The sequence below is a fragment of the Shewanella sp. NKUCC05_KAH genome (genome assembly GCF_019345585.1).
GTDB classification, from domain to species: domain Bacteria; phylum Pseudomonadota; class Gammaproteobacteria; order Enterobacterales; family Shewanellaceae; genus Shewanella; species Shewanella oncorhynchi.
Genome location: NZ_JAHKQZ010000004.1, coordinates 146166 through 170043 on the forward strand (window position 1 = coordinate 146166; position 23878 = coordinate 170043).

Genomic DNA, 23878 nt, shown 5'->3' on the forward strand with positions numbered 1-23878 from the left:
TTAGATGGAATCAATTTTTGTTAATTAACCCACAGACAAAGTGCAGCTAAGGAGGGCGTATGCCCACCCAATATAAAGCCTTGTTGATCGAACTTTTGGAATATCCGCGTAAGCGTATTTTACAGTCAATGGAAGTGACCCATTGCCCGCATGCGGTATTTTTTAATGATAGAGACGAGCAATGTTTAACGTGTCATCAGGGCATGGAATGTATCTGGATGAACCAGAATGACGAGCTGGTGGCCGTGAACGAAAAATCGATTGCCGAGTTAAAACAGCAGTTGTTGATCGCCGTGGACTTTATCGATTCATCTTTAAGCCCACATCATTTATCACGCCGTCAATGCCAATGCGATAACTGTGTTTGGCTGCGTAAAGTGCAAGCCACGTTAGATCAGTAAGTTAGTCTTTACATTGCTGAGTTTGCCGAATGGCAGGAGGCTTTGCATCCACTTTAAAATGTCATTAGAGTAAGGACAACATTAGCGAATAGAGATAAAACCATGGAACCCGGTTTTTGGCATGAAAAGTGGCAGCAGCAACAGATAGGTTTTCATCAGCAAGACATCAATCCTTTCCTCGTTAAGTATTGGCAGCAGCTTGCATTACCCGCAGATACCAAGGTTTTTGTGCCCTTATGTGGTAAGTCGCTAGATATGTGTTTCCTTGCAGAACAGGGGCATCAGGTCATAGGTTGTGAGTTGAATGAATTGGCAGTGCAGCAATTTTTCAGCGATAACCAACTTGATATGACGCAAACGGCCGTGGGTGAACACCAGCATTATCAAACCGAACAGATCAGCTTGTATCAGGGTGATATTTTCACCCTACCTAAGGCTATCACTCAAGAAGTGACGGCATTTTATGATCGCGCGGCTTTGATCGCATGGCCAGAGAGCATGCGTGCACAATATGCCAAGCAGTTAGCGAGCTTATTACCTAGCGGTAGTGTCGGTTTATTAGTGACTTTAGATTATCCGCAAGAATCCCTTATCGGCCCGCCTTTTGCGGTATCCCCTACTTGGGTAGAGCAGCATCTGAGTGAGGATTTTGATATTGAAGTATTAGCGTCGCAAGATGTGTTGGCCGACAATCCCCGTTTTATTAAGAAAGCCGTGCCTTGGCTTAATGAAGCGGCCTATTTGTTGAAACGTAAGTAGGCTTGACTCGGAAGTTGGATCTGTAACCCCATTGAATTATTCGCGGCTTTCGAGCTTGGAGTTCAGTGGGGCTTGTCATTAAAACATCATATCTAAAGTCTAAACTGGCAAGATTATTTAAGACGAAGTGGCGGATAGAAGGCTTTGTTGTCGCGGGACTTTTTTGGATTGAGTTTGCTTGAGCTGGATTAAGTTTGCTTGAGTCAGCGTGGTTTTAACTTGTCGGAACTTTGTTCGTGAGTGAGTTACCCTTTACCACACTATTCGCGATGAACTCTATGCGACTTCGTAATAATTAGGCTCAAGTTCTAGTTGATTTTGAATTATCTGCACCGCCATTCTGGCGCATTTACCACATTGATCGGCAACACCTAAGCGCTTTTTTACGTCAGCAAGCGAGCTATCGCCCTGGCTTACTGCGTTTTTAATTTGCGTATCAGTGATCGCATGGCAAAGACAAACGTACATATACTAGTCTCCAATCGAATTGCGCTAATTCTAAATGAAAACGCTTATCAAATGCAATCATGTTTTTTTGGGTGATTTTTATACTTTAACGCTTTTGTTACATGGCGCACGTTTTATCGTCTATGCTAGGTGTGTTTTAGCACTAAAAAGCTAGGCAGTTTTAGAAGTAGGTTTAGGAATACAGAGTCAGGGTGATGATGCCTCACGGATGGATAACTCATGGATGAATAACGAAGAATTAATCAAAGATCCATAAGGTTTCATGAGAACAAATCTACCAGTTACACAGCGAGAATATGATTATCCAGCGGATTGGATTTTATTGTCGACCACGGATACTCAAAGTCATATCACTTACGCCAATCAATCTTTCTGTACCGTTGCCGGTTACGACCTCGATGCCATGCTAGGCAAGCCCCACAACATGGTGCGTCATCCAGATATGCCTCCGCAAGCGTTTGAAGATCTGTGGCGATGTATCAAAAAAGGCGAGCCTTGGAAAGGGATAGTGAAAAACCGCTGCGCCAATGGCGATCACTATTGGGTCGATGCCTATGTCTCACCGATTTCAGTTAATGGCAAAGTCGTCGAGTTTCAATCTGTACGCACTAAACCCACACGCGATCAGGTTAAGCGTGCAGAAATAGCCTATGCAGAGTTGAACAAAAAGGGCAGCGTCAGCGCGTTAAAACGTACCTTGGATATGCCAGTTAAATTGCTGTTACTCGCATTGGTTGCCATGCTACCTATGTTTTACCTTGCTCTGCAAATTGGCTTAATGGGCTTTATTGCCCTAGCGATAAGCGTTCTAGTATTGCTGGTGGGCGGCAATCTGGTGCTGAGTCGCTATTACGCGATAGTGGCTAAGGCAAAGCATATCTACGATAACCCCTTGATGGCGCATATTTATAGTGGAAGCAGTGATGATCTTGGCGCGATTGATTTAGCACTGCAAATGCAGAATTCAGAGCTTAAGTCGATTCTTGGGCGTGCATCGGATTCCTGTTATAACGTGTCAGAACAGGCCAAAATATCTGCCGCCAAGGGCAAACAAATCCAGAGTACCAGTCAGGCTCAACTATCTGAAATAGAACAAGTTGCTACAGCGATGCAGGAAATGACCGCCACATTAGGCGATATGTCCTCCAATTGTGCCGATGCGGCGAGTGCCACACAAATGGCATCCGCTGAAACCATCAATGGTGATAAAACGGTGTCGAGTACTATTCGCTCGATTCAAGCGATGGCGGAGCAACTGCAACAAACGTCAAAAGTTATTACTGAGTTAGAAGCCCACAGTAAAGATATTGGCACAGTGCTCGATGTGATTCAGAGTATTGCGGGGCAGACGAATTTGCTGGCATTGAATGCAGCAATTGAAGCGGCTCGAGCGGGTGAGCAAGGTCGTGGCTTCGCTGTCGTTGCCGATGAAGTACGGGCGCTGGCACAGCGTACTCACGATGCCACCAAAGAAATCCACAGTATGATTAATCTGTTGCAGCAGGGGACGAATAAAGCTGTTATCAGCATGCAGCAAGGAGTGGTTGCCGCTTCCGAATGTATTTCAACGGCGGATTTAGCGGGTACGGCATTACGTACGATTCGTGAGGCCATTTCGACCATTACCGATATGACGCACCATATTGCCAGCGCGGTTGAAGAGCAATCGAGTGTGGCAAATGAGATGAATCGCAGCGTGGTTAATGTGTCGCAATTTACCCATTCTAGCCATCAACTCGGCAGTGAAATGGTCGGCTTGAATGACGAAGTGACTCGCGAGATGGATTCTCACTCGGTATTAGTCGAGCAATTCTTAAAGCGCAGCTTTAGGATTTAACTGACTAAAATTTAAGATAAAAAAGGCAATAGTCTGACTATTGCCTTTTCTTTTTCTGTTCACTAACTCAATTTCTTATCTCTGATCTAATAACCTTTACTAAAGTCGACTCGATTCTGCAGTGGCTCACCCATGATGTAGCGGCGATAGTTTTGGCTAAAGATATCGACGATTTGTGCAGGATGGCTTGGCGCCGAAATATGCGGCGTGATCACGGCATTTTCCCGTTCCCAAATAGGGTGGCTATTGGGCAAAGGTTCCTGAGCAAATACATCGAGGATCGCTTGCTGACTAGGATTAGCGATAAGTTGGATATTGAGTGCATCGAGATCGAGTGCATCACCGCGGCCAACATTAAACAGCACTGCATCCGTTTTTAACATAGCTAACATGTCAGCATTGAGAAGATTATGTGTTGCAGGAGTGCTTGGCAGTAGATTTGCAACCACATCGGCCTGTGTCAACACTTGGCCTAAATTGGCCATCGCTTCTATGGCATCAAAACCTTCTACGGTATTACCACTTCGATTGATCCCTGTGACATGCATGCCAAAGTGCTTTGCTGTCTTTGCGAGATGCTGGGCAATTGAGCCAGTACCGAGTAAGAGTAATCGCATTCCCTGTAGGCTTGAATGGGGCTGCTGGGGTTGAATCAGCCACTGTTTTTGTCCTTGTTGCTGGCGATAAAAACGATGGCCGCGGATATGCGCGAGTAAATAGCCGAATAGATACTCGCTCATCAGCGGGCCGAAAATGCCTTTAATATTGGTGAGTAGATAGTCTTTTCTGCCCCTTGGACTCATTAGGGCATCTATGCCAGCAAAGCTTGATTGTAGCCATTGCAGATTTTTAGCATGGGGCAATAGGGGGGCGGCGAGTTTCGGTTCGGCTAACCAAATATCTGCTTCAATTATGCCCGCTGGATTATCATCGAGTATCTCTAAATCAGGGAGTTTCTGCGCCTCAATCAAATCGCGGTACTGTTGATTTGCCTTTGTTAGCAAGAGTAACTTGTGCCCCATGGCGTCTCCCTTTATGCTTGGTTATTGTTATTTTTCAATACGCTGTCGCGGCCACTCAGATGGATTGCGCTGCATCTTTTTAGGTTAAGTCTATGTTTGATCAATTAGTCGCCATTGTTGCCCAGTTAGGTAATATGCTTCGCCCTTGGGCCTTCGATATTGCTACCGCTATGGTGGTGTGTCTTATTTTGGTTTTTTCAGCGGATGTAAATCGTATCTTAAGGCGTCATTTGTTGGGGCATTCTTTTGTGCTGCGAACATTTGTTTTTATTATTGTGAATGCCTTTGGCTATGGACTATTGATCGTGAAAGCCACGCCTTGGGTGGCAAGACACATAGTGGCTATGCCATCCCATTGGATGTTTCTGTTAATTGTGGCCATGTTTATTTTTATCGGTTATTGGGCTCAGCGAAATAGCCAAGCTTAATATCATTATTATTTTTGCCGTTACTCAAAGTAGCCAGAGTAATCGGCCATTGCCTTTTGAGTTAAGGCTTGCATGGCGCGATCGGGGTAATTGCTGAACACGCCATCGACGCCTATCTGCTTAAGCGCATGAATATCATCAATATGATCGACAGTATAAACATAAACCTTGGCACCTCGGTTATGGGCGTCATCTACTAGCGCTTGGCTGATAAAACTCACATCTAAATGCAATGAATAGGCATTTAGGTCGCTTACTACCGCAGCCCCATCGAGTGGAATACTGGCAAGCAACGGTGCGACTAAAGCATCCGGCAACGCCTGTTTAAGTTCATGTAGATAGGGGTGATTAAAAGAAGAGATCAGTAACTGCTCCTTATTAAAACCAAGCAGACTCAAAGCCTTTGGGTATAAGTCGATTAACGGCGTGACGGTATTAATGCCTTTTAACTCTATATTGACTATGCAGCGCCCCGCAATCAGCTCAAGTACTTGCCATAGCGTCGGAATGGATTCACCTTTCACATTGATGCTTGCTAGATAGTCCTTGCTCACTAAGTGAATGACGCCTGTGCCCGAGCTTTTATTATCGAGTCGTCTGTCGTGAAACACGACTAACTCACCTTCGACATTATGTACATCGAGTTCGACGGCTTGTGCACCCAATTCTAACGCTTTAGCCATGGCGGCTAAGGTATTTTCGGCCTGATAACCGCTGGCGCCGCGGTGAGCAAAAATAAGCATGGTCTGCGATCCTATTAGCTTCTAATAATGCCTTGTTGCTCGCGATTTTGACCATTCTTAATATGGATTTCCATCTGCGGGTAGGCGAGTTCGAGATTGTTTTCTTTGAGTTTTTTAGTCACTCGTTTATGTAAATCATGGCGCAGTGGCCAGCGTGCCGACATATCTTTTGCATAGGCGCGCACTTCATAATCTTGGGTATGTTTACCAAAGCCGGCAAACCAGACTTCAGGTTCTGGGCTGGCAAGTGCATCTTCACACTCTTGCACCGCTTGATACAGGGTCGCTTCAACTTTGGCCGGGTCTGAATCCCGCGCCACCGACACATAAACAATGACCCGAGTAATAGGATCTGACAAGGACCAGTTGATCAGCTGCTCTGTGATAAAGGCCTTGTTCGGGATGATAATTTCCTTTCTATCCCAATCAATAATCGTTGTCGCCCGAATTTGGATTTTACTGACAGTCCCTGTTAAATCACGAATTGTCACTGTGTCGCCAATACGCACGGGTTTCTCAAACAAAATGATCAGACCCGAAATAAAGTTGGCGAAAATTTCTTGCAAACCAAAACCTAAACCGAGAGACAGTGCGGCAATCAGCCATTGCAACTTAGACCATTCCATCCCGAGATTAGAGAAGCCGATTAATAGTCCGAGGAAAACCACCAGATAACGACTGACGGTTGTGATTGCAAAACCCGTTCCAGGCGAGAGATCAAGCCTTTGCAGGATCATTAGCTCAAGTAGGCCGGGTAAATTGGTGGCAATCATTAACGAGAAACCCACCACTATCAGTCCAAACATCAGTGACTTCATGGTAATGGGCAATTGTTGCTCTAAGCCATTCACACTGGTATTGGTCGTCCACAGCGTAATGCCATCGAGGAAGGAAAACAGCGCTGTATGGGTTTGAGTCCACAGACCAATCAAACTGGCTAAAAAGGCCAATAACAAGAGTGAACGCACTAGACCAAGGGATTGGCTCGAAATGGTTTCGAGATCGACTACGGGTTCTTCGTAGGTATCTAGTCCATCGACGGAAGGGTGATGCGTTTCGCCTTTTTCCCTTTGTGCTAAGCGTTCGGCACGTTTTGCCTTAGCGCGATCGAAGGCGATACGGCGGCGTTCGATTAACATCCACCGTTTGATCAATTGGTATAAGAGCAAGAAACCCAGACCCAGCACGATCGATAATTGCAGTTGTAACAGCATTTGGAAAGCGGTGAAGTAGTAACCCCTAAAGGCTAACACTGCGCTTAAAAGCGGCACAGAAATCAGCAAGGTCCAGAGCATTTTCTGAATGAGTTTTTTGTTTTTACCGTCTTTTTTTGCATCTGAGTTTTTACGGCTCAGGATTAAAATATCTTTGTATAACAAGAATAAAACGATACAGAAAATAATGAATGCGCCGCGGCCTATGCTATTACGCACCAGTGATGTGTCGAGTACTTCGGTAAAGCCCATCAGACCCAATAATGGGCTAGCAATCAGCACAAAGTGTCTGAGCCGTGATTGTCCCGCTTGGATGAGTTTTGAGGGGCGTTTGAAATGGCCCACGAGTACGCCTTTGTCGAGCGTCAGAATAAAGATGAAGCGATATAAGAGATACACTAAACCAATCGCCAGTATGCCCATACCCACTGCTTGCACAAAATTGCGATCGGAATGATAGAAAATCAATCCCGCCATGATCACTGGGAAAGGTTTTATCAACGCATAGCTGATACTGCAGGCGAGCGCTTTGAGAGTGTAAATGAATTTATCTTGGGTCACATTGCCCACATAAGTAGTGTAATGATTTAGCAAGCGATTGAATTTAGGAGTGATCAAGTCTTGTACGACTAAACACAGTACCAGCAATATGATCCACCAAGACCAATAATCGTTTTGTTCATCCCAGGCTTTTCCCAGTTCATCCCACTGTGCTTGTTGCACAAGCCAAACCGTGCTGCGCTCAAGATCCGTAAGCCATAACTTACTGATACTTGCAGCGTTAGGCACCCAGAACAAATGTTCGTTAAGGGTATTTTTGAGGGTGAGATTCTGTTGGCTCAGTTGTTGGTAATTGACCTTCAGCTTGCCTAATTCACTCAAATATTGGTCATAGCTTTGCATCAACTGCGATATCAAACTCTGTTGCGAGTGTAAGAGCTTAATCTGCTGCTCATTGTATAAGCCGGGTTGTTCTAATTCTTGCTCATTGAGGGCTTGTTGCTGCTCTAAATGGTATCTGTCTAAGCGCGCATCGGCGATCAGCGTTTGCAGTTTTTCGTGATTCGGTGGTTTAGGCAGTGATTGCAACATCTGCAAAAAGCGCTCACCAAAGGCGGAGTTCATTTTGACCCAAGTGATCTGCTCTTGGATGTTTGCCAGTTGTTTAGCTTGGGATTGATATTGGGTTTCTGCCTGTTCCTGCTGTTCGACCACATTATTGATCTGCAAAGTTAACGTTTGCAGCTTTTGGCCGTAAATCTGGTTAGTGTCGGCAATATTACGGGTGATAGGATCGATGACTTTTTCGGTATTAACTAAGTTTTTGGCTAGGGTGGCATCCGTTTGTTGCTGACGTTGTTTATTGATTGCCTTGTTGATGGTTTCGATCAAGGCTTCTTGCTGCACCAGTTGTTGGCGGACTAGCTGTAATTGTAATTGCGTCAGTTCAATGCGTTTTTGGCTGCTGGCAAGTTCTGCTTCATCGGTGGCAAGGCTTTGTTCAAAGAAGAGTCGTTGAGTTTGCTGTAACTCTCCCGTAGGGGTATCTAGCGGGGCGAGTTCTGCTTTTTTGTTTTGGGCGACAGTTTGCCTCGCGCTGGCGATAACTGTAGGTAAGTCATTGTGACGTAGCAATAAATCGTTAACTTGTCGGCCAAGGGTGGATTCGCTTTCTTTAAGTTCAGACAAGCGAATATAGGCCATGGAAGCCTGCTGGCTGAGGTCAGTACCTTTTTCCAGAGATAAAGGCTTATAGGCATCTTTCAGTGCTTGGTTAGTGCGCTTCTTATGTTGCTCAAAATCAATCTGCGCTTGTTGGAAACTGGCTGCGTTGGCGGCGAGTTTTTCTATGTTAATTTTTAGTTCGTTAATTTGTTCGTCAATGCTGAGATTTTGTTGCTGATCTTGCTTGTTCATGCCAAGACGTTTGTCCAACTGCAAAGGCGAATTGGCAAGTGCGGAAAATGTGAAAAAAGCAATAATGAACAATAAAATACGTGGCATATAGGCTAAAGACATTTAGGGGCGAAAGACGCTCCATATTAGCCAAATTGCGTTGAGATTGGTATGTTTCAGGCGTTCTTTTTTCGCCGCTGTGATTGGTGCGATTGATGGGTTTCGAAGATGGCGGTAGCGACTATGATAGTGCCACCAATTAGGGTGTTGAGATTGAGCTCTTCACCTAAAATGATCAGCGCTAACATGGCGCCATAAAAGGGTTGTAAGCAAGAGACTAGCCCAACCGTTTTGGCGCTGAGTTGCCTCAGCGCAGAAGTAAATAGCGCATGTGGCGCTGCGGTAAAGACGACGCCGAGTAAAATAATTAATCCCCACACTTCTAATGAGATACTGCCCAGTTCCGTTTGGTGCCACGGCATCAGGAACATCACAGCGACCAAAGTTTGATAGAACATGGCATGGGGGCCGCTGTACTGGGAAAAGTAGCGTTTGTGCAATAAGTTACGGGTGGTGAACAGCATGGCGGACACTATGCCGATGGCAATGCCCAGCGTAGTGTCGTTACCTAAATTGGCTTCAGGGATGAGTAATATCACCCCAATCAGCACTAACACGCCACTGAGCATATCGTGTAATTTTATCTTATTACCTGTCAGCAACGGCTCGGCAATTACTGTCATCACCGGATAGGTGAAAAATGCAATCATGCCAATGGCGACCGACGATAATTGCATGGCCGCAAAATAAGTCACCCAATGCAGGCTGACGATAACCCCAAGCCCGATGGCGACTAGATAATCTTGTTTGCTTGCCAGCGTTAAACGTTTGCGGCTGAATTTGACTAGCAAACCTAACACAGTGGCGGCGACGATACAGCGTAGGAAGGTGATGTCGAGGGCGTTGAGTGGGATTAATTTAGAAAACAAAGCTGTGCCGCCAAATAGCAGCACAGCCAGATGCAATTCAATTAATCCCGAAGGTTTAGCAGAACTCAAGAAAGCTTAATCCGCTTGCTTAACGTCTTTCAGGTTAGCGAAGGCTTGTCCCATACGTGTCACTGCTTCGGCTTCAACACCTTCAGCAAAGGTCGCGATAGCGTCTTTGGCAAACAACATCACTACAGTACTGCCTAACTTGAAGCGACCCATTTCTTCACCTTTGTCTAAGGTGATGGCATCTGGGCCTTGGGTTGGATATTCCCAAGTGAAGACTTGCTTACCTGTCGGCGGCGTGACTGTGCCAGCCCAGACGGTTTCGATACTGGCAACAATCGTTGCGCCAACCAACACCATAGCCAGTGGACCTAATTCGGTTTCAAAAATCGCCACAACGCGTTCGTTTCGGGCAAACAGACCGGGTACGTGTCTCGCTGTTAACGGATTCACCGAAAACAGTTCGCCAGGTACATAGGTCATTTTTGATAATGTGCCTTTAATCGGCATGTGGATACGGTGATAGTCTTTAGGCGCCAGATAGATAGTCGCAAAATCACCGCCTTCGAAGCGTTTAGCATCTTCGGCTTGATCGCCAAGCAAAGTTAACGATGAATAGTGATGACCCTTAGCTTGGAAGATGCGACCGTTTTTGATTGGGCCTAATTGGCTTACGGCACCATCGACTGGATGCACCATGATATCGGCGTCCATATCTAACGGACGAATACCGGGTTTAAGGGCGCGGGTAAAAAAAGCATTAAAGCTTTTATAAGCTTCTGGTTCGCTCTGCGCCGCTTCGCTCATGTCGATTTTATATTGTTTGATAAACCATTTGATGGCGGCAGTGGTCAAGGCGCCCGCTTCGGCTGCAGCGAGTTTACCCACTAAACGAGATAATAAGTGTTTCGGCAGCATGTACTGCAGCGCTATTTTGACTTTATCCAATTTCAATTCCTTTTCTTACTGCTCAATCTTTGCTGAGACTGTTGTTATTTATCAATAAGTCGTTATTCGTCAGTGGCCGCGCGGAAATGGCGGGCATGACGTTGTTCATCTAAGCTGGCGATAATTTTATGGTAATTATTAAAGCGATCTGCGCTGATCTTACCTTGGCTCAGGGCTTCTTGCAGTGCACAGCCGGGATCGTCACCGTGTTTACAATCGCGGAATTTACACGCGCCAAGATACTCGCGAAACTCGATAAAGCACCAGCCGACACGTTGTGCAGGAAGATGCCATAGGGCGAATTCGCGCACGCCCGGAGAGTCGATTAAATCGCCGCCACTAGGCAAGTGCAACAGCTTAGCAGTGGTAGTAGTGTGTTGACCTAAACCTGAGTTATCGGAAACATCGCCGATAATAAGCTCTGCATCGGGTAGTAATGCATTGATGATCGATGATTTCCCCACACCAGATTGGCCGGCAAACACGCTGACTTTATCTTTGAGTATGCCTTTGATGGTATCGATACCATCGCCAAGCTTGCTGCTGACCTTATAAACCGGATAGCCAATGTCTTTGTAGCGCTGTAGCGCTTCGTCGATTGCCTGCGCTTCATCGGGATTGAGCAAGTCAATTTTATTCAAAATGATGATAGGCGGAATATCGGTATCTTCGGCAGCCACTAAATAACGGTCGATGATCTGGGTGGTAAAGCTGGGTAATACCGAGGAGACAATCAAAATTTGGTCGATATTCGAGGCGATAATTTTCACGCCATCGTATAAATCTGGGCGTGTAAGTGATGAGCGACGTGGATGAACGGCTTCAACAATACCTGCGATGCCGCTATTGGCTTGGCTCTCAATGGCTAATCGTACGATCACTTTATCGCCAGTCACTAAACTGGTGACGGCACGGCGAATATTACAGCGCACAATTTGGCCGCTTTCAGTTTCTATGTCGGCATGTTGGCCAAAACGTGAAATCACAGTACCGGGCTGTTCTTGCCCCAATGAACTATCCTGTAACTCTGGCGTATTTTTATCGCCACTATCACGATTGAGTCGCTTCTCGTGATTAGCGCGCATACGGCGTAATTGACCTTGGCTTAGGGGTTTCTTTTTACTCACTGATTCGTCTTCGTCAATTAGGTGATTTTTTGTGTTGGAAAAAAGCAGTATGATACACGCTCTTGAATAAAAAAGCCTGAATTTAGGCTAACTGACACGATAAGGCTGATTTATGACGGCAGATGTAAATAATCTCATTTGGATCGATTTGGAAATGACAGGGTTAGAGCCCGACGTCGACAGGATCATTGAAATTGCCACTTTAGTGACAGATCAAGAACTCAATATTATCGGTCAAGGTCCGGTTATCGCGATTCATCAGTCAGATGATGTGCTGGCCGCCATGGACGATTGGAATCAAAAGCATCATGGTGAGTCTGGGTTGATTGATCGCGTTCGTGCTAGCCAAGAAACCGAAGCGCAAGCCGTGGCTAAGACGATTGCCTTCTTAGAACAGTATGTTCCTAAGGGTGCTTCTCCAATGTGTGGTAACAGCATTGGTCAAGATAGACGCTTTTTAAATCGTTATATGCGCGAGCTGGAAGATTATTTCCACTACCGCAATGTGGATGTCAGTACGATTAAGGAGCTAGTGAAGCGTTGGAGTCCAGAAACTATGGCGGGCTTTAAGAAGCAAAATACTCACCAAGCACTGCAGGATATCCAAGAGTCGATCGCTGAATTGCAGTATTATCGCAGCAAAGTATTTAAAATTTGACCGATCAGTAGATAAATATGCAAGAAGGGGTTGCAGCCGCATGAATTTTTCATATAATGCGGCCTCAACTTTTTGATGCGAACAGAGATGTACGGTCATTTAGATTGAATGCGACATTGGCTCAGTTGATAAAGGTTGATAGGCGATACCTTTGTTAATGTTGAAGGCAAGTGTAGCAGCGATACAAAAGGCGACATTAGCTCAGTTGGTAGAGCGATACCTTGCCAAGGTATAGGTCATCGGTTCGAACCCGATATGTCGCTCCAAATTAAAATTTAGTGATTTGCCAAATCATTAATACAGATTATGCGACATTAGCTCAGTTGGTAGAGCGATACCTTGCCAAGGTATAGGTCATCGGTTCGAACCCGATATGTCGCTCCAAATTAAAACTTAGTGATTTACCAAATCATTAATACAGATTATGCGACATTAGCTCAGTTGGTAGAGCGATACCTTGCCAAGGTATAGGTCATCGGTTCGAACCCGATATGTCGCTCCAATTTCCTAAATATTCCACTATCAGATTACTCAATTGACATTAGATCAGTTGTGGACTTGATATGGCGATACCTTCTTTTTTACCAAGGTATAGGTCATCGGTTCGAACCGCTCTTGATCAAAATCATGCCGCTCCAATTCCCTAAATCTTCCATTATCACATTACTCAATTGACATTAGATCAGTTGCGGACTTGATATGGCGATACCTTCTTTTTTGCCAAGGTATAGGTCATCGGTTCGAACCGCTCTTGATAAAAATCATGTCGCTCCAATTTCCTAAATATTCCACTATCAGATTACTCAATTGGGATTAGCTCAGTTGCGGACTTGATATGGCGATACCTTCTTTTTTGCCAAGGTATAGGTTATCGGTTCAAACCGCTCTTGATCAAAATCATGTCGCTCCAATTTCAATAAATCCCCCAAAAACTACTTTAGCTAAGATCATTTCAATCGTGTAGCTCATATTGCTATTACTTACAATGCTTAGCCGTTGACTAAGGCATAGATCATTGCTCGAATCTCTCCCTATCAAAATCATTTCGCTGTACTTCCGTTAAACTCTCTAACAATGACTTTTTCGTGTCATTCCCTCAATTGGCTCATCTATATTTGTTTTGATTCACTGCCATCTACCTCAAGCACTCTATCTCAGATTCACCATGCACAACCAAAGACTTACGAATACCCTTTGGGAAAAGTACGTTGAGATCTCTTTTGGCTTTTCTCTTTTATACAAAACAGTGTGATAGGATTTAGATGCGTGATCTATAGCGTGTTTCTTCAAGTTTTCCTAAATTAGATAGCTGCGTGAAAGTTAAATTATGACCTTGTTCAAATATTCGTAACGCTTTTACTCACATAATGGAATTAGACAAAATTAATAGCGCCAAGTAGTTGGCCTGACAATGGAGTGCATTATATGCGTATTCAACAATTACGTGATCTACTCGAGTATGTGGCAAATTGCCGCTTAGATATGGCGCAACTCTATGGCCGACTCAACAATCAAGCTGACTCGGCTCGTGTGAAAATGATGTTGGAGTATTTTGAATCACACCAAAAAACCATGGCAGAAAAACTGCGTGATTATATGGATGAAGCACCACATCGTATTCTTGATACTTGGTATAAAGACTTCACTTTTGAAGACTTTACTAAGCGTTGCCAAGATACTATGTTGCCCGCAAACATGAATGAAGATGATGTGCTCAACTTACATTTAGACCTAGAGAATCGTCTGATTGGTTTGTTAGAAAAAACAGTTAACTCAACCACGGCGGAAGATGCGCGCAATGCGTTGGCCAATTTGATCCGAGTAGAGAAAACTCAGCAGCAACGTCTAGTCCATAGTACGATTCGGATGGACGATATCTAAACCGTCATTTCTTCTTGATTCTCAAAGCCAGCCCAGCGCTGGCTTTGGTTTTTATGTCGACTTTGTATCGGCAACTTTTACTCTACTTTGCTCCATTTGGGCGGGTTTCTGCGCCTGAACTGATTTACGTCATAATTTCTCGCTGCTTTTTTTGCTACTTTCTTGATCTATTGGCTGATTTTTATTGGCCTTGCTCAATTCTGCCAAGACTTCTATGGTGAGATTACTCATTGTGAAATGGAGTCATTGGTGTCTAAGGAGATCCTTCATGGCACAAGATCTATCGCAATTTCCCAAAGCTCTATACACCCAAACACAAGTTCGCGAAGCGGAACTGAGTGCAGTGTCTCAGGGAGTATCTAGTCTCTATGAATTGGTCGAGCGTGCTGGCGCGGCGGCTTTTGAGTGTTTAGCGAAACATAGCTCCAAAGTATTACCTGTGTTAATTCTTGCTGGCAGCGGTAACAATGGTGCCGATGCTTTAGTGTGCGCCCATCTAGCCCGTGCCAGTGGTATGGACGTTTCTGTGATGATGACGTCAGTGTCAGGCACGCCTGAGTGTCAGCAAGCATTGACCCATTATCTTGCTGAAGGTGGAAAATTACTGCCGTTAGAGGTTGAACCTATTCTCGCAGCGAAAATCATAGTCGATGGTCTGTTAGGTACAGGTGTACGTGATGCTGTGCGCGACGATATGGCTAAATATATCCGTGCCATCAATGACAATTCGGCTTGGGTATTGAGCCTTGATTTACCCTCTGGAGTCATTGCTGATACAGGCGCCGTAGTAGGTGTTGCTGTGATGGCGGATATTACCTTATGTTTTGGTGGTGTAAAGCAAGGTGTGTTAACAGGTAAGGCGCGGCATTACAGTGGCGAGCTTGAATTTGCAGATTTAGGATTAACGCCTTTCTTTGCTGAAGCGAGCGCACAAAGAGTTGGAAGAGAGACTCTTAAGGACTATTTTGCCGCCCGAGCACGGGATAGCCATAAAGGCCAATCGGGCAAAGTCACTGTCATCGGCGGTGATATAGGCATGGCTGGGGCTGTGAGACTGGCAAGTGAGGCTTGCTTACGTGCAGGCGCGGGATTAGTCACTGTGATCAGTCGACCTGAGCATCAACTGACGGTGAATGTCTCCCGTCCTGAACTGATGTTTTGGGGTTGTGATTTAGTCGATATGGAAGTGTATCTGCGCCTTGGTTGGGCGCAGGTTATCGTGCTTGGCCCTGGTTTAGGTAAGCATGACTGGGGGTATAATTTGTTTAAAGCCGTGGGCTTGAGCGATAAGCCTTGTGTTTTAGATGCCGATGCGTTGAATCTGCTCAGTAATGAACCAAGGCGCCAAGCGAATTGGGTACTAACACCACATCCGGGCGAGGCCGCGCGTTTACTTGGTTGTACCGTGGTCGATATTGAACTGGATAGATTTGCCGCTGTTCGCGCTATACAGCAAAAGTACGGCGGCGTTGTATTGCTAAAGGGCGCAGGAACGGTCATTTTTGATGGTCAGCAAATGGTAGTTGCACCAGTCGGCAACCCTGGGCTTGCCAGTGGTGGGTGTGGCGATGTGTTATCTGGTATTATAGGCGCGCTCATGGCTCAGGGAATGGATAATATGCAGGCAACTGTGCTTGGCGTAGTCGTACATGGTTGCGCCGCTGATCTTGCGGCAATACAGGGAGAACGGGGTATGTTAGCGAGCGATTTAATGCCTTTTATTCGCCAATTAGTGAATAGTGATTTACTCTAGGCGGAATGTGAGACTCAAGCGGGGCTGGACTTTGTTATGTGCCCTGAGCTTTTTTAGGATTGAGTCGCTTCTCCATCAATAACAGCAGTGATATAAGCGGATATGACAGAGTTAACTTTTTTCTTAGACAACGAAGACGACACTATTGCGGTTGGGCAAAAATTAGCCCGCCATGTCCAAGCGCCTTTGACTCTGTATCTTACGGGTGATTTAGGAGCCGGTAAAACGACGCTGAGTCGTGGCTTAATTCAGGGATTAGGCCATAAAGGTGCAGTTAAAAGCCCGACTTACACTTTAGTTGAACCATATGAGCTAGAAGGTGTCGAAGTTTATCATTTTGATTTGTATCGTTTAAACGATCCGGAAGAACTCGAGTTTATGGGGATCCGCGATTACTTTACGGATAAGAGTCTGTGCATTGTTGAATGGCCAGATAAGGGAGAGGGTTTACTGCCCGCTGCCGATGTCCATATGCATTTAAGTTATCAAAATAGTGGGCGAGAAATACGCATAGAGGCCTTGTCTGAGCCAGGTGAAAAGTTATTAAAAGCGATAAAATAAAAACTAAAATGATAAAAAATAACCCGTATTTTCAAATTATTATTCTTTCTTTGTGTTCTTTTTTCTCTGTGGTGGCCCATGCTGCTAATCAGTTAGAAAGCGTACGTATTTGGGCCGCGCCTGAGTCAACTCGAATCGTGTTTGACTTGAGTGGAGTGCCTGATTACACCTATTTCTCTTTAGATGGCCCTAATCGTTTAGTGGTGGATTTAAAAAAGACCACTGCTAAAGTTGTGCTTAAAAATCTTGAAAACAACAGTAAGTTAGTTAAGGGCGTTCGGATCAGTAAGTCACCGACTAAAGGTGATTTGCGCTTAGTGATCGATCTCGTAAAACCACTGAATGCAAGCTTGTTTTCTTTGCCTGTTACTGCGCCCTATGGCAATCGTCTAGTGGTTGATTTAGAAGATAAAACGTTAACTACGGCAACGGCTATCGTGTCATCTACACCCGTCAAAACTGTCACCCAAGCGGCGCAATCATCCCGCGATATTGTCATTGCTATTGATGCGGGTCATGGTGGCGACGATCCTGGCTCCATTGGTCCTTCTGGTGTTTATGAAAAAAAGGTCGCCCTAGAAATCGCCAGACGTGTTTCCAGCAAAATCAATGACACGCCAGGCATGCGTGCTGTGATGATCCGTACTGGTGATTATTTTGTGAATTTAAATAAACGCTCTGAACTGGCGCGCAACAGTAAGGCAGATCTGCTGATTTCTATCCATGCGGATGCCTTTACCTCGCCCAATCCACGTGGCGCCTCCGTATGGGTGCTATCAATGCGTCGTGCTAATAGTGAAATTGGTCGTTGGTTAGAGCAAAAAGAGAAGCATTCTGAGTTGCTGGGCGGCGCGGGTGAGATTATCCAAAACACGGATAATGAACAGTATTTGGCTATGACGCTGCTCGATATGTCAATGAACAGTTCGATGGCAATTGGCCATTCTGTAGCGGGGGATATTTTAAAAGATTTAGGTGGCGTGACTCAATTGCATAAAAGTCGCCCTGAGTCCGCGAGTTTAGCCGTGCTGAAGTCACCGGATATTCCTTCAATCTTGGTTGAAACGGGCTTTATTTCAAACCCTAAAGAAGAGCGTTTACTGTCGAGTAGTCGCCATCAAGAGAGCATTGCCAATGCTATTTATAAGGGTGTGAGCCGTTACTATCACAACAATCCGCCAGCGGATACTTTGCTTGCCCAAAGAAGGGGAGGAAGCTCTAGCAGTGCTAAGCCGGCCAAAACCACAGCAAAAGCATCAGCAGAAAGAACCTCAACAGAAAGAACGCCTACAGCCTATGTTGGTGATGCGGTATCGACAAAGGTTAAACATAAGGTCCGTCGCGGAGAATCTTTATCTGCAATCGCGCAACGTTACAGTGTGCCTATGTCCAGCATCAAACAAGCGAATGGAATGAAGTCCGATGTGGTGCAGTTAGGGCAAACGCTAGTCATACCCCAGAGTTAAATAGGAAAGCATGATGGGCATTCAGATCCTGCCTCCGCAATTAGCCAACCAAATTGCGGCGGGGGAAGTGGTTGAGAGACCCGCTTCCGTAGTCAAAGAATTGGTCGAGAATAGCCTCGACGCAGGAGCGAGCCGAGTCGATATTGAAATCGACAAAGGCGGCAGCAAGCTGATTAAAATTCGCGATAACGGCTCTGGCATACCTAAAGATGAACTCGCGCTGGCCTTATCGCGCCATGCGACCTCAAAGCTGCACACTTTAGACGATCTTGAAGCGATCCTTAGTTTTGGTTTCCGTGGTGAAGCGCTAGCCAGTATCAGCTCAGTCTCACGTTTAACTTTAACGTCACGCACGGCTGAGCAAACTGAAGCGTGGCAAGCCCATGCAGAAGGTGCCGACATGGCAGTTAAAGTGATGCCCGCCGCGCATCCAGTAGGTTCGACGATTGAAGTGGTGGATTTATTCTTTAATACACCGGCTCGCAGACGCTTTTTAAAGAGTGACAAAACCGAATTTACCCATATCGATGAATGGTTAAAGCGCATTGCATTAGTGCGCGGCGATATCCATTTCACGCTGACGCATAACGGTAAGATAGTACGTAATTATCGTCCCGCCGTGAATGAAGCCCAGTATTTACAGCGTTTGACGCAAGTGTGTGGCCGTCCATTTGCCGAGCAAGCGCTTAAGATTGAATGCCAACACGATGATTTGCGCCTCAGTGGCTATTTGCAGTCACCTTGGTCACCGGTTATCAGCGATACCCATTACTTTTATGTCAATGGACGCCTTATCCGTGATCGCTTGGTCAATCATGCAGTGCGTCAAGCCTTTGCTCAAAAAGCAGAACTTGAACAACCCGGCTACGTGCTGATGTTGGATATCGATCCCCATCAAGTGGATGTTAACGTGCATCCCGCTAAGCATGAGGTGCGATTCCATCAGAGCCGCTATGTGCATGATTATATTCTGCAAGCATTGCAATCGGCGCTGGAAGAAGCAGGAGAGCTCAACTTCGTTCACTCTAGCTCTTTGGGTGAGGTTGAAGATGTGTTTGTGGATGCCCCGATAAGCGCAGCTGAAATATCTGCTCCTTTTGCACTTGGCGCTGATTCAGCTCAAGTTAATGCGCAAGCTGATACACTTGAGTCTGCTCAAGATTCAGTTACCCCTGCCGTTCAAGTAAAGTCTCTAGTCGCAGGACGAGAAGGCGCCAGTTTGGGCACTCAAACCAATGCTTTTGGCAGCATGACAACGCCAAGAGACAGCAGCCGTGGCAGTTATTCTGCAGGTGAATCTCGACAACGTACTGAATTACCGTCAAAGGCGGCAATAGCAAGTTATGGTGCTTTACTGCAAACCCCTTCTTACAGTGTAAAAGATCAAGATTATCAGTCTGTGTTACCTATGCCATCGATATTAGATGGGCAATATTGGGTGATGACGTCGGAAGATAAACTCAGTCTATTATCAATAAAATCAGTAGCATTGGCGACGCGATGCCAAGAGATTGAAGCTAAGCTAGCGACGGGGTTAATTGGTCAGCCTTTATTGATGCCAGTGTCTGTCGCGGCTGATGCGGATTGGCAGGCTGTGCTGACTGAACACGACACGCTGATCCGCCAATTAGGTTTAGAACTAACAATTCGTTACCAGCAGTTGATTATTAAAAAAGTGCCCCCATATATCAGAGAGAGCCAGTTAGCCAAAGTGATCCCTGAGTGGCTACAATCGCTACGTTTTGAAACACCTGCGCCGAGCGCATTGGCATTTTGGTTGGCAAAACACAGTTTAACGGGATTCGTTTCGGCACCAGAAGTCTGGGCAGCATTTTCGCAGTTAGCTGAAGAGAAAAAACAGCTTATTGCCAACAAAGCGATATTCTTACCTTGGCAATCGTGGCTAGAAGAGCAAGCAAGTGAATAAAGAATTACAGCCTAAAGTGTTATTTTTGATGGGGCCAACGGCCTCAGGTAAGACAGCTTTAGCATTAGAATTGGCCGAAAAGCATAACTGTGAAATCATTTCGGTCGATTCGGCATTAATTTATCGTGGTATGGATATTGGCAGTGCCAAGCCTTCAGCAGACGAACTGGCTCGTGGGCCGCACAGATTAATTGATATTCGTGATCCCAGTGAAAGCTATTCGGCAGCCGACTTTAGAGCCGATGCAATAGCCCAGATAGAAGAGATTGTCAGCATGGGGAAAACGCCAGTATTAGTTGGCGGAACCATGATGTATTTCAAAGCGTTACTCGAAGGTTTGTCACCTTTGCCGAGTGCGGACGACGCCATTAGGGCCGAGATCCAAGCGGAGGCGGATGAAAAGGGATGGGAAGCACTGCATGACCAATTAAGGGAGATAGATCCCGTGTCGGCAGAAAGAATTCATCCTAATGATCCACAAAGACTTTCAAGAGCGCTGGAAGTCTATAGAATAAGCGGCAAGAGCATGACTGAGTTGACTCAGACCAAGTCAGCCCCCTTGCCCTATGACGTAGTGCAGTTTGCTATTGCACCGCGCGAGCGCAAAGTGTTACATGACTTAATAGCGCAACGTTTTGCGCTTATGCTCAAACAGGGCTTTATTGAGGAAGTCACAGAGCTAAAAGCCCGTGGAGACTTGCATTTAGACTTGCCTTCAATGCGTTGTGTCGGTTATCGACAGTGCTGGCAATACCTAGATGGTGAGTTTGACTATGATACTATGGTCGAAAAAGCAGTTGCTGCTACTAGGCAATTGGCTAAGCGTCAATTAACATGGTTGCGGAGTTGGCCAGAGTTGAATTGGCTTGAAAGTGGTGCTGAGGGGAATTTAGTTATACTTATGCGTCAATGCCGCTAGCTTATTAGCCCTTGCTGTATAATACTAAAACTAAACAAAAAACTATCACTGATATCGATTTATTTTATATAAATTAAAAAGGAAATAATAAAATGGCTAAGGGGCAATCTTTACAAGACCCATTTTTGAACGCATTGCGTCGCGAGCGCGTTCCTGTATCAATTTACTTGGTTAACGGCATTAAACTCCAAGGACAGGTAGAGTCGTTTGATCAATTTGTCATTCTGTTGAAAAATACAGTGAGCCAAATGGTTTATAAACACGCTATTTCTACTGTCGTGCCAGCACGCCCATTCAACGTTACTGGTCACCAAAATGCCCAAGGCGGATATGGTGCTCAAGATGATGCGCCTAGTGGCGAATAAGTATTATCTGAGGAGTTTGCTTCTTGTTTGATCGTTATGAGGCGGGAGAAACTGCGGTTCTTGTCCATATCGACTTTTCCGATGAGGAACGCCGAGAAGATTTAGTCGAGCTGCAGCTATTAGTAGAATCAGCTGGGGCAAGATCAGTCGGGGTGATTACTGGAAGTCGACGTTCACCGGATCGCAAATTTTTTGTGGGTTCTGGTAAAGCCGAAGAGTTAGCTGCATTAGTGGCGGCGACTGAAGCCAATGTGGTGATTTTTAATCATGCATTGAGTCCAGCCCAAGAGCGTAATCTTGAGCAAGTGTGTCAGTGTCGAGTGCTCGACCGTACGACACTTATTCTCGATATTTTTGCCCAAAGAGCGCGAACTCACGAAGGTAAGTTACAGGTGGAGCTAGCGCAATTGCGCCATATGTCGACTCGCCTGATCCGTGGTTGGACGCATCTTGAAAGGCAAAAGGGCGGTATTGGTTTACGTGGTCCAGGGGAAACCCAGCTCGAAACCGATAGACGTTTGCTCAGAGGACGGATTAAAAATATCAACAAACGCTTAGAGCGAGTTGATAAGCAACGTGAACAGAGTCGACGTGCACGTAAGCGTAGTGATTTGTCGACAGTTTCATTAGTCGGCTACACAAACGCGGGTAAATCAACGCTGTTTAATGCCCTAACATCATCTGATGTTTATGCTGCAGATCAGCTATTTGCCACACTCGATCCTACGCTAAGAAAGTTAGATTTACCTGATGGTGCCGTGATATTAGCAGATACTGTCGGGTTTATTCGTCATTTGCCCCATGATCTCGTTGCTGCATTTAAGGCAACCTTACAAGAGACAAGGCAAGCTGAGTTATTACTACACATAGTTGATTGTGCAGATGAAAACATGGCGGATAATTTTGATCAGGTTCAATCTGTACTGAAAGACATCCAAGCCGATGAAGTCATGCAACTCGTGGTCTGTAACAAAATCGATTTACTCGAAGATGTGACGCCAAGAATTGAATATAACGACATAGGCAAACCCGTTCGAGTTTGGGTGTCAGCACAGAAGCGTTTAGGATTTGATTTGCTCTTGAAAGCCATCACTGAGCTTATTGGTGAGGTGATTAAAGAGCTAACACTTAGAATTCCGGCAACTGCTGGACATTATCTTGGCCAGTTTTATCGACTGGATGCGATACAGCAGAAAGAGTACGACGATCTGGGGAACTGTATTTTGTCTGTTCGTTTATCGGACGCCGATTGGCGCCGATTAACAAAACAGAGTCAGGGTGAGTTAGAAACCTTCATCTTCGAAGATTCGATAGATGAAGCTGTTTGTTAATAATCTAATTTATTTCATCCACTTATGGAGTGCTAAATGGCTTGGAACGAGCCCGGTAACAAGGGTAATGATCCTTGGGGAAATAAAGGTGGTAACGACAAAGGACCACCGGACCTTGACGAGGTTTTTCGTAATCTTTCAAAGCGCTTTGGCGGCAAAGGAAATGGCTCAGGCCAGTCTTTTAGTTCGTTTAGCCTAATCATCATTCTTGCTGTTGCTGTAGTTGTTTGGGGACTTTCGGGTTTTTATACAATTAAAGAAGCTGAGCGTGGTGTGGCACTGCGATTTGGTAAACACGCTGGCGAAATTGGCCCTGGACTTCATTGGAAAGCCACATTTATCGACCAAATTTATCCCGTCGACATTCAATCGGTTCGCTCTATTCCTGCGTCTGGTAGCATGCTGACATCCGATGAAAACGTCGTGAAAGTTGAGCTTGATGTTCAGTATCGTATTTTAGATGCTTACTCATATCTATTTAGTGCCGTCGATGCGAACGCCAGTTTGCGTGAAGCGACTGACAGTGCACTGCGTTATGTCATTGGACATAACAAGATGGATGATATTCTGACTACGGGCCGTGATGCTATTCGTCGCGATACGTGGAAAGAGTTAGAGCGCATTCTTGAACCGTACAAATTGGGTCTTGCTGTTGTTGACGTTAACTTCTTACCGGCACGTCCGCCAGAAGAAGTGAAAGACGCCTTCGATGATGCGATTTCTGCCCAAGAAGATGAACAACGTTTTATTCGTGAAGCTGAAGCTTATGCCCGTGAAATTGAACCAAAAGCTCGTGGTGAAGTTGAACGTATGGCGCAACAAGCGAATGCTTATAAAGAGCGTGAAGTCTTAGAAGCTCGCGGTAAAGTGGCTCGTTTTGAGTTGTTATTACCAGAGTATCAAGCTGCGCCTGAAGTGACTCGTAAGCGTTTGTATCTTGATACAATGCAGCAAGTGATGACAGATACGAATAAAGTGCTGATTGATGCTAAGAACAACGGCAACTTAATGTACCTACCGCTAGATAAGTTAATTCAGCAGAAGCCTGCGACAAATGAGCTGGAAGCTAAGCCACAGCAAAATGTTAATTCTTCATCTGTATCAACGACTCGCGCGAATGAGCCTTTGAGTGGACGTCCATCCCGCGATGATCGTACTCGCCAAGGGAGGGAGTAATCC

Annotated in this window: 21 protein-coding genes and 3 tRNA genes; 17 read left to right on the top strand and 7 right to left on the bottom strand. The window is 45.4% G+C overall.

The window, feature by feature from the left end:
- Nucleotides 1-59: 59 nt before the first annotated feature.
- Together KO533_RS05555 and KO533_RS05560 are read left to right on the top strand one after the other, a co-directional pair.
- On the top strand, nt 60-401 hold the full coding sequence (locus KO533_RS05555) for a hypothetical protein (RefSeq protein ID WP_105250285.1): 342 nt from the start codon (nt 60-62) through the stop codon (nt 399-401).
- 102 nt (nt 402-503) lie between these two features.
- Nucleotides 504-1160 carry a thiopurine S-methyltransferase gene (locus tag KO533_RS05560; RefSeq protein ID WP_219253212.1) on the top strand — a complete coding sequence of 219 codons (657 nt, stop codon included), beginning with the start codon at nt 504-506 and terminating at the stop codon, nt 1158-1160.
- A gap of 276 nt (nt 1161-1436) precedes the next feature.
- On the opposite strand, the gene KO533_RS05565 is transcribed toward KO533_RS05560, so the two are convergent.
- A complete protein-coding gene (locus tag KO533_RS05565) occupies nt 1437-1628 on the bottom strand; it encodes a bacterioferritin-associated ferredoxin (protein ID WP_076498521.1) in 192 nt (63 codons plus the stop codon).
- A 262-nt stretch (nt 1629-1890) separates the two neighbouring features.
- Here KO533_RS05565 and KO533_RS05570 point away from each other — a divergent pair, with 262 nt between their 5' ends.
- Nucleotides 1891-3465, top strand: coding sequence for a PAS domain-containing methyl-accepting chemotaxis protein (locus KO533_RS05570; protein WP_219253214.1), 1575 nt, complete (start codon nt 1891-1893; stop codon nt 3463-3465).
- A gap of 86 nt (nt 3466-3551) precedes the next feature.
- On the opposite strand, the gene KO533_RS05575 is transcribed toward KO533_RS05570, so the two are convergent.
- Nucleotides 3552-4487 (bottom strand): D-2-hydroxyacid dehydrogenase, encoded by a 936-nt coding sequence (locus tag KO533_RS05575; protein ID WP_219253216.1) that lies wholly within the window; start codon nt 4485-4487, stop codon nt 3552-3554.
- 92 nt (nt 4488-4579) lie between these two features.
- On the opposite strand from KO533_RS05575, the gene KO533_RS05580 reads away from it, so the two are divergent.
- Entirely contained in the window at nt 4580-4915 is a 336-nt protein-coding gene (locus KO533_RS05580) for a DUF3392 domain-containing protein (RefSeq protein WP_131523965.1), read from the top strand.
- A gap of 20 nt (nt 4916-4935) precedes the next feature.
- Here the strand turns inward: KO533_RS05580 and KO533_RS05585 are convergent, their stop codons facing one another.
- The 5 genes from KO533_RS05585 to rsgA all read right to left on the bottom strand — a co-directional run bounded on the left by KO533_RS05585 (nt 4936) and on the right by rsgA (nt 11838).
- The gene (locus KO533_RS05585) at nt 4936-5658 is read right to left on the bottom strand and encodes a glycerophosphodiester phosphodiesterase family protein (protein ID WP_219253218.1); all 723 of its coding nucleotides are present in this window, start codon (nt 5656-5658) and stop codon (nt 4936-4938) included.
- Between the two features lie 14 nt (nt 5659-5672).
- Nucleotides 5673-8876 (bottom strand): mechanosensitive ion channel domain-containing protein, encoded by a 3204-nt coding sequence (locus KO533_RS05590; RefSeq protein ID WP_105253001.1) that lies wholly within the window; start codon nt 8874-8876, stop codon nt 5673-5675.
- Nucleotides 8877-8944: 68 nt separating this feature from the next.
- Nucleotides 8945-9826, bottom strand: coding sequence for a DMT family transporter (locus tag KO533_RS05595; RefSeq protein ID WP_219253220.1), 882 nt, complete (start codon nt 9824-9826; stop codon nt 8945-8947).
- Nucleotides 9827-9832: 6 nt separating this feature from the next.
- Nucleotides 9833-10711: an archaetidylserine decarboxylase gene (gene asd, locus KO533_RS05600; RefSeq protein WP_028761759.1), complete on the bottom strand. Its 879-nt coding sequence runs from the start codon at nt 10709-10711 to the stop codon at nt 9833-9835.
- A gap of 62 nt (nt 10712-10773) precedes the next feature.
- Complete coding sequence (gene rsgA, locus KO533_RS05605; protein WP_105250279.1) at nt 10774-11838, bottom strand: small ribosomal subunit biogenesis GTPase RsgA; 1065 nt, start codon at nt 11836-11838, stop codon at nt 10774-10776.
- A gap of 112 nt (nt 11839-11950) precedes the next feature.
- Between rsgA and orn the strand changes: the two genes are divergently transcribed.
- From orn to hflK, 13 genes are all read left to right on the top strand, one after another.
- Nucleotides 11951-12496: an oligoribonuclease gene (orn, locus tag KO533_RS05610; protein ID WP_006080044.1), complete on the top strand. Its 546-nt coding sequence runs from the start codon at nt 11951-11953 to the stop codon at nt 12494-12496.
- A 190-nt stretch (nt 12497-12686) separates the two neighbouring features.
- A tRNA-Gly gene (locus KO533_RS05615) sits at nt 12687-12762 on the top strand.
- Between the two features lie 42 nt (nt 12763-12804).
- Nucleotides 12805-12880, top strand: a tRNA-Gly gene (locus KO533_RS05620).
- Between the two features lie 42 nt (nt 12881-12922).
- A tRNA-Gly gene (locus KO533_RS05625) sits at nt 12923-12998 on the top strand.
- Between the two features lie 923 nt (nt 12999-13921).
- Nucleotides 13922-14377 carry a hypothetical protein gene (locus tag KO533_RS05630; protein WP_028761762.1) on the top strand — a complete coding sequence of 152 codons (456 nt, stop codon included), beginning with the start codon at nt 13922-13924 and terminating at the stop codon, nt 14375-14377.
- A gap of 268 nt (nt 14378-14645) precedes the next feature.
- Nucleotides 14646-16130, top strand: coding sequence for an NAD(P)H-hydrate dehydratase (locus tag KO533_RS05635; protein ID WP_219253222.1), 1485 nt, complete (start codon nt 14646-14648; stop codon nt 16128-16130).
- 102 nt (nt 16131-16232) lie between these two features.
- Nucleotides 16233-16691: a tRNA (adenosine(37)-N6)-threonylcarbamoyltransferase complex ATPase subunit type 1 TsaE gene (gene tsaE, locus KO533_RS05640; RefSeq protein WP_028761764.1), complete on the top strand. Its 459-nt coding sequence runs from the start codon at nt 16233-16235 to the stop codon at nt 16689-16691.
- A gap of 8 nt (nt 16692-16699) precedes the next feature.
- Entirely contained in the window at nt 16700-18157 is a 1458-nt protein-coding gene (locus KO533_RS05645; RefSeq protein ID WP_212599647.1) for an N-acetylmuramoyl-L-alanine amidase, read from the top strand.
- Nucleotides 18158-18167: 10 nt separating this feature from the next.
- Entirely contained in the window at nt 18168-20084 is a 1917-nt protein-coding gene (mutL, locus tag KO533_RS05650; RefSeq protein ID WP_219253224.1) for a DNA mismatch repair endonuclease MutL, read from the top strand.
- On the top strand, nt 20077-21003 hold the full coding sequence (gene miaA, locus KO533_RS05655; RefSeq protein WP_219253226.1) for a tRNA (adenosine(37)-N6)-dimethylallyltransferase MiaA: 927 nt from the start codon (nt 20077-20079) through the stop codon (nt 21001-21003). The genes mutL and miaA overlap by 8 nt, the downstream gene beginning before the upstream one ends.
- Before the next feature lie 92 nt (nt 21004-21095).
- Entirely contained in the window at nt 21096-21368 is a 273-nt protein-coding gene (gene hfq / locus KO533_RS05660) for an RNA chaperone Hfq (protein ID WP_006084207.1), read from the top strand.
- Between the two features lie 23 nt (nt 21369-21391).
- Nucleotides 21392-22699: a ribosome rescue GTPase HflX gene (gene hflX / locus KO533_RS05665; protein WP_028761769.1), complete on the top strand. Its 1308-nt coding sequence runs from the start codon at nt 21392-21394 to the stop codon at nt 22697-22699.
- A 36-nt stretch (nt 22700-22735) separates the two neighbouring features.
- A complete protein-coding gene (gene hflK, locus KO533_RS05670; protein ID WP_028761770.1) occupies nt 22736-23875 on the top strand; it encodes an FtsH protease activity modulator HflK in 1140 nt (379 codons plus the stop codon).
- Nucleotides 23876-23878 lie beyond the last annotated feature (3 nt).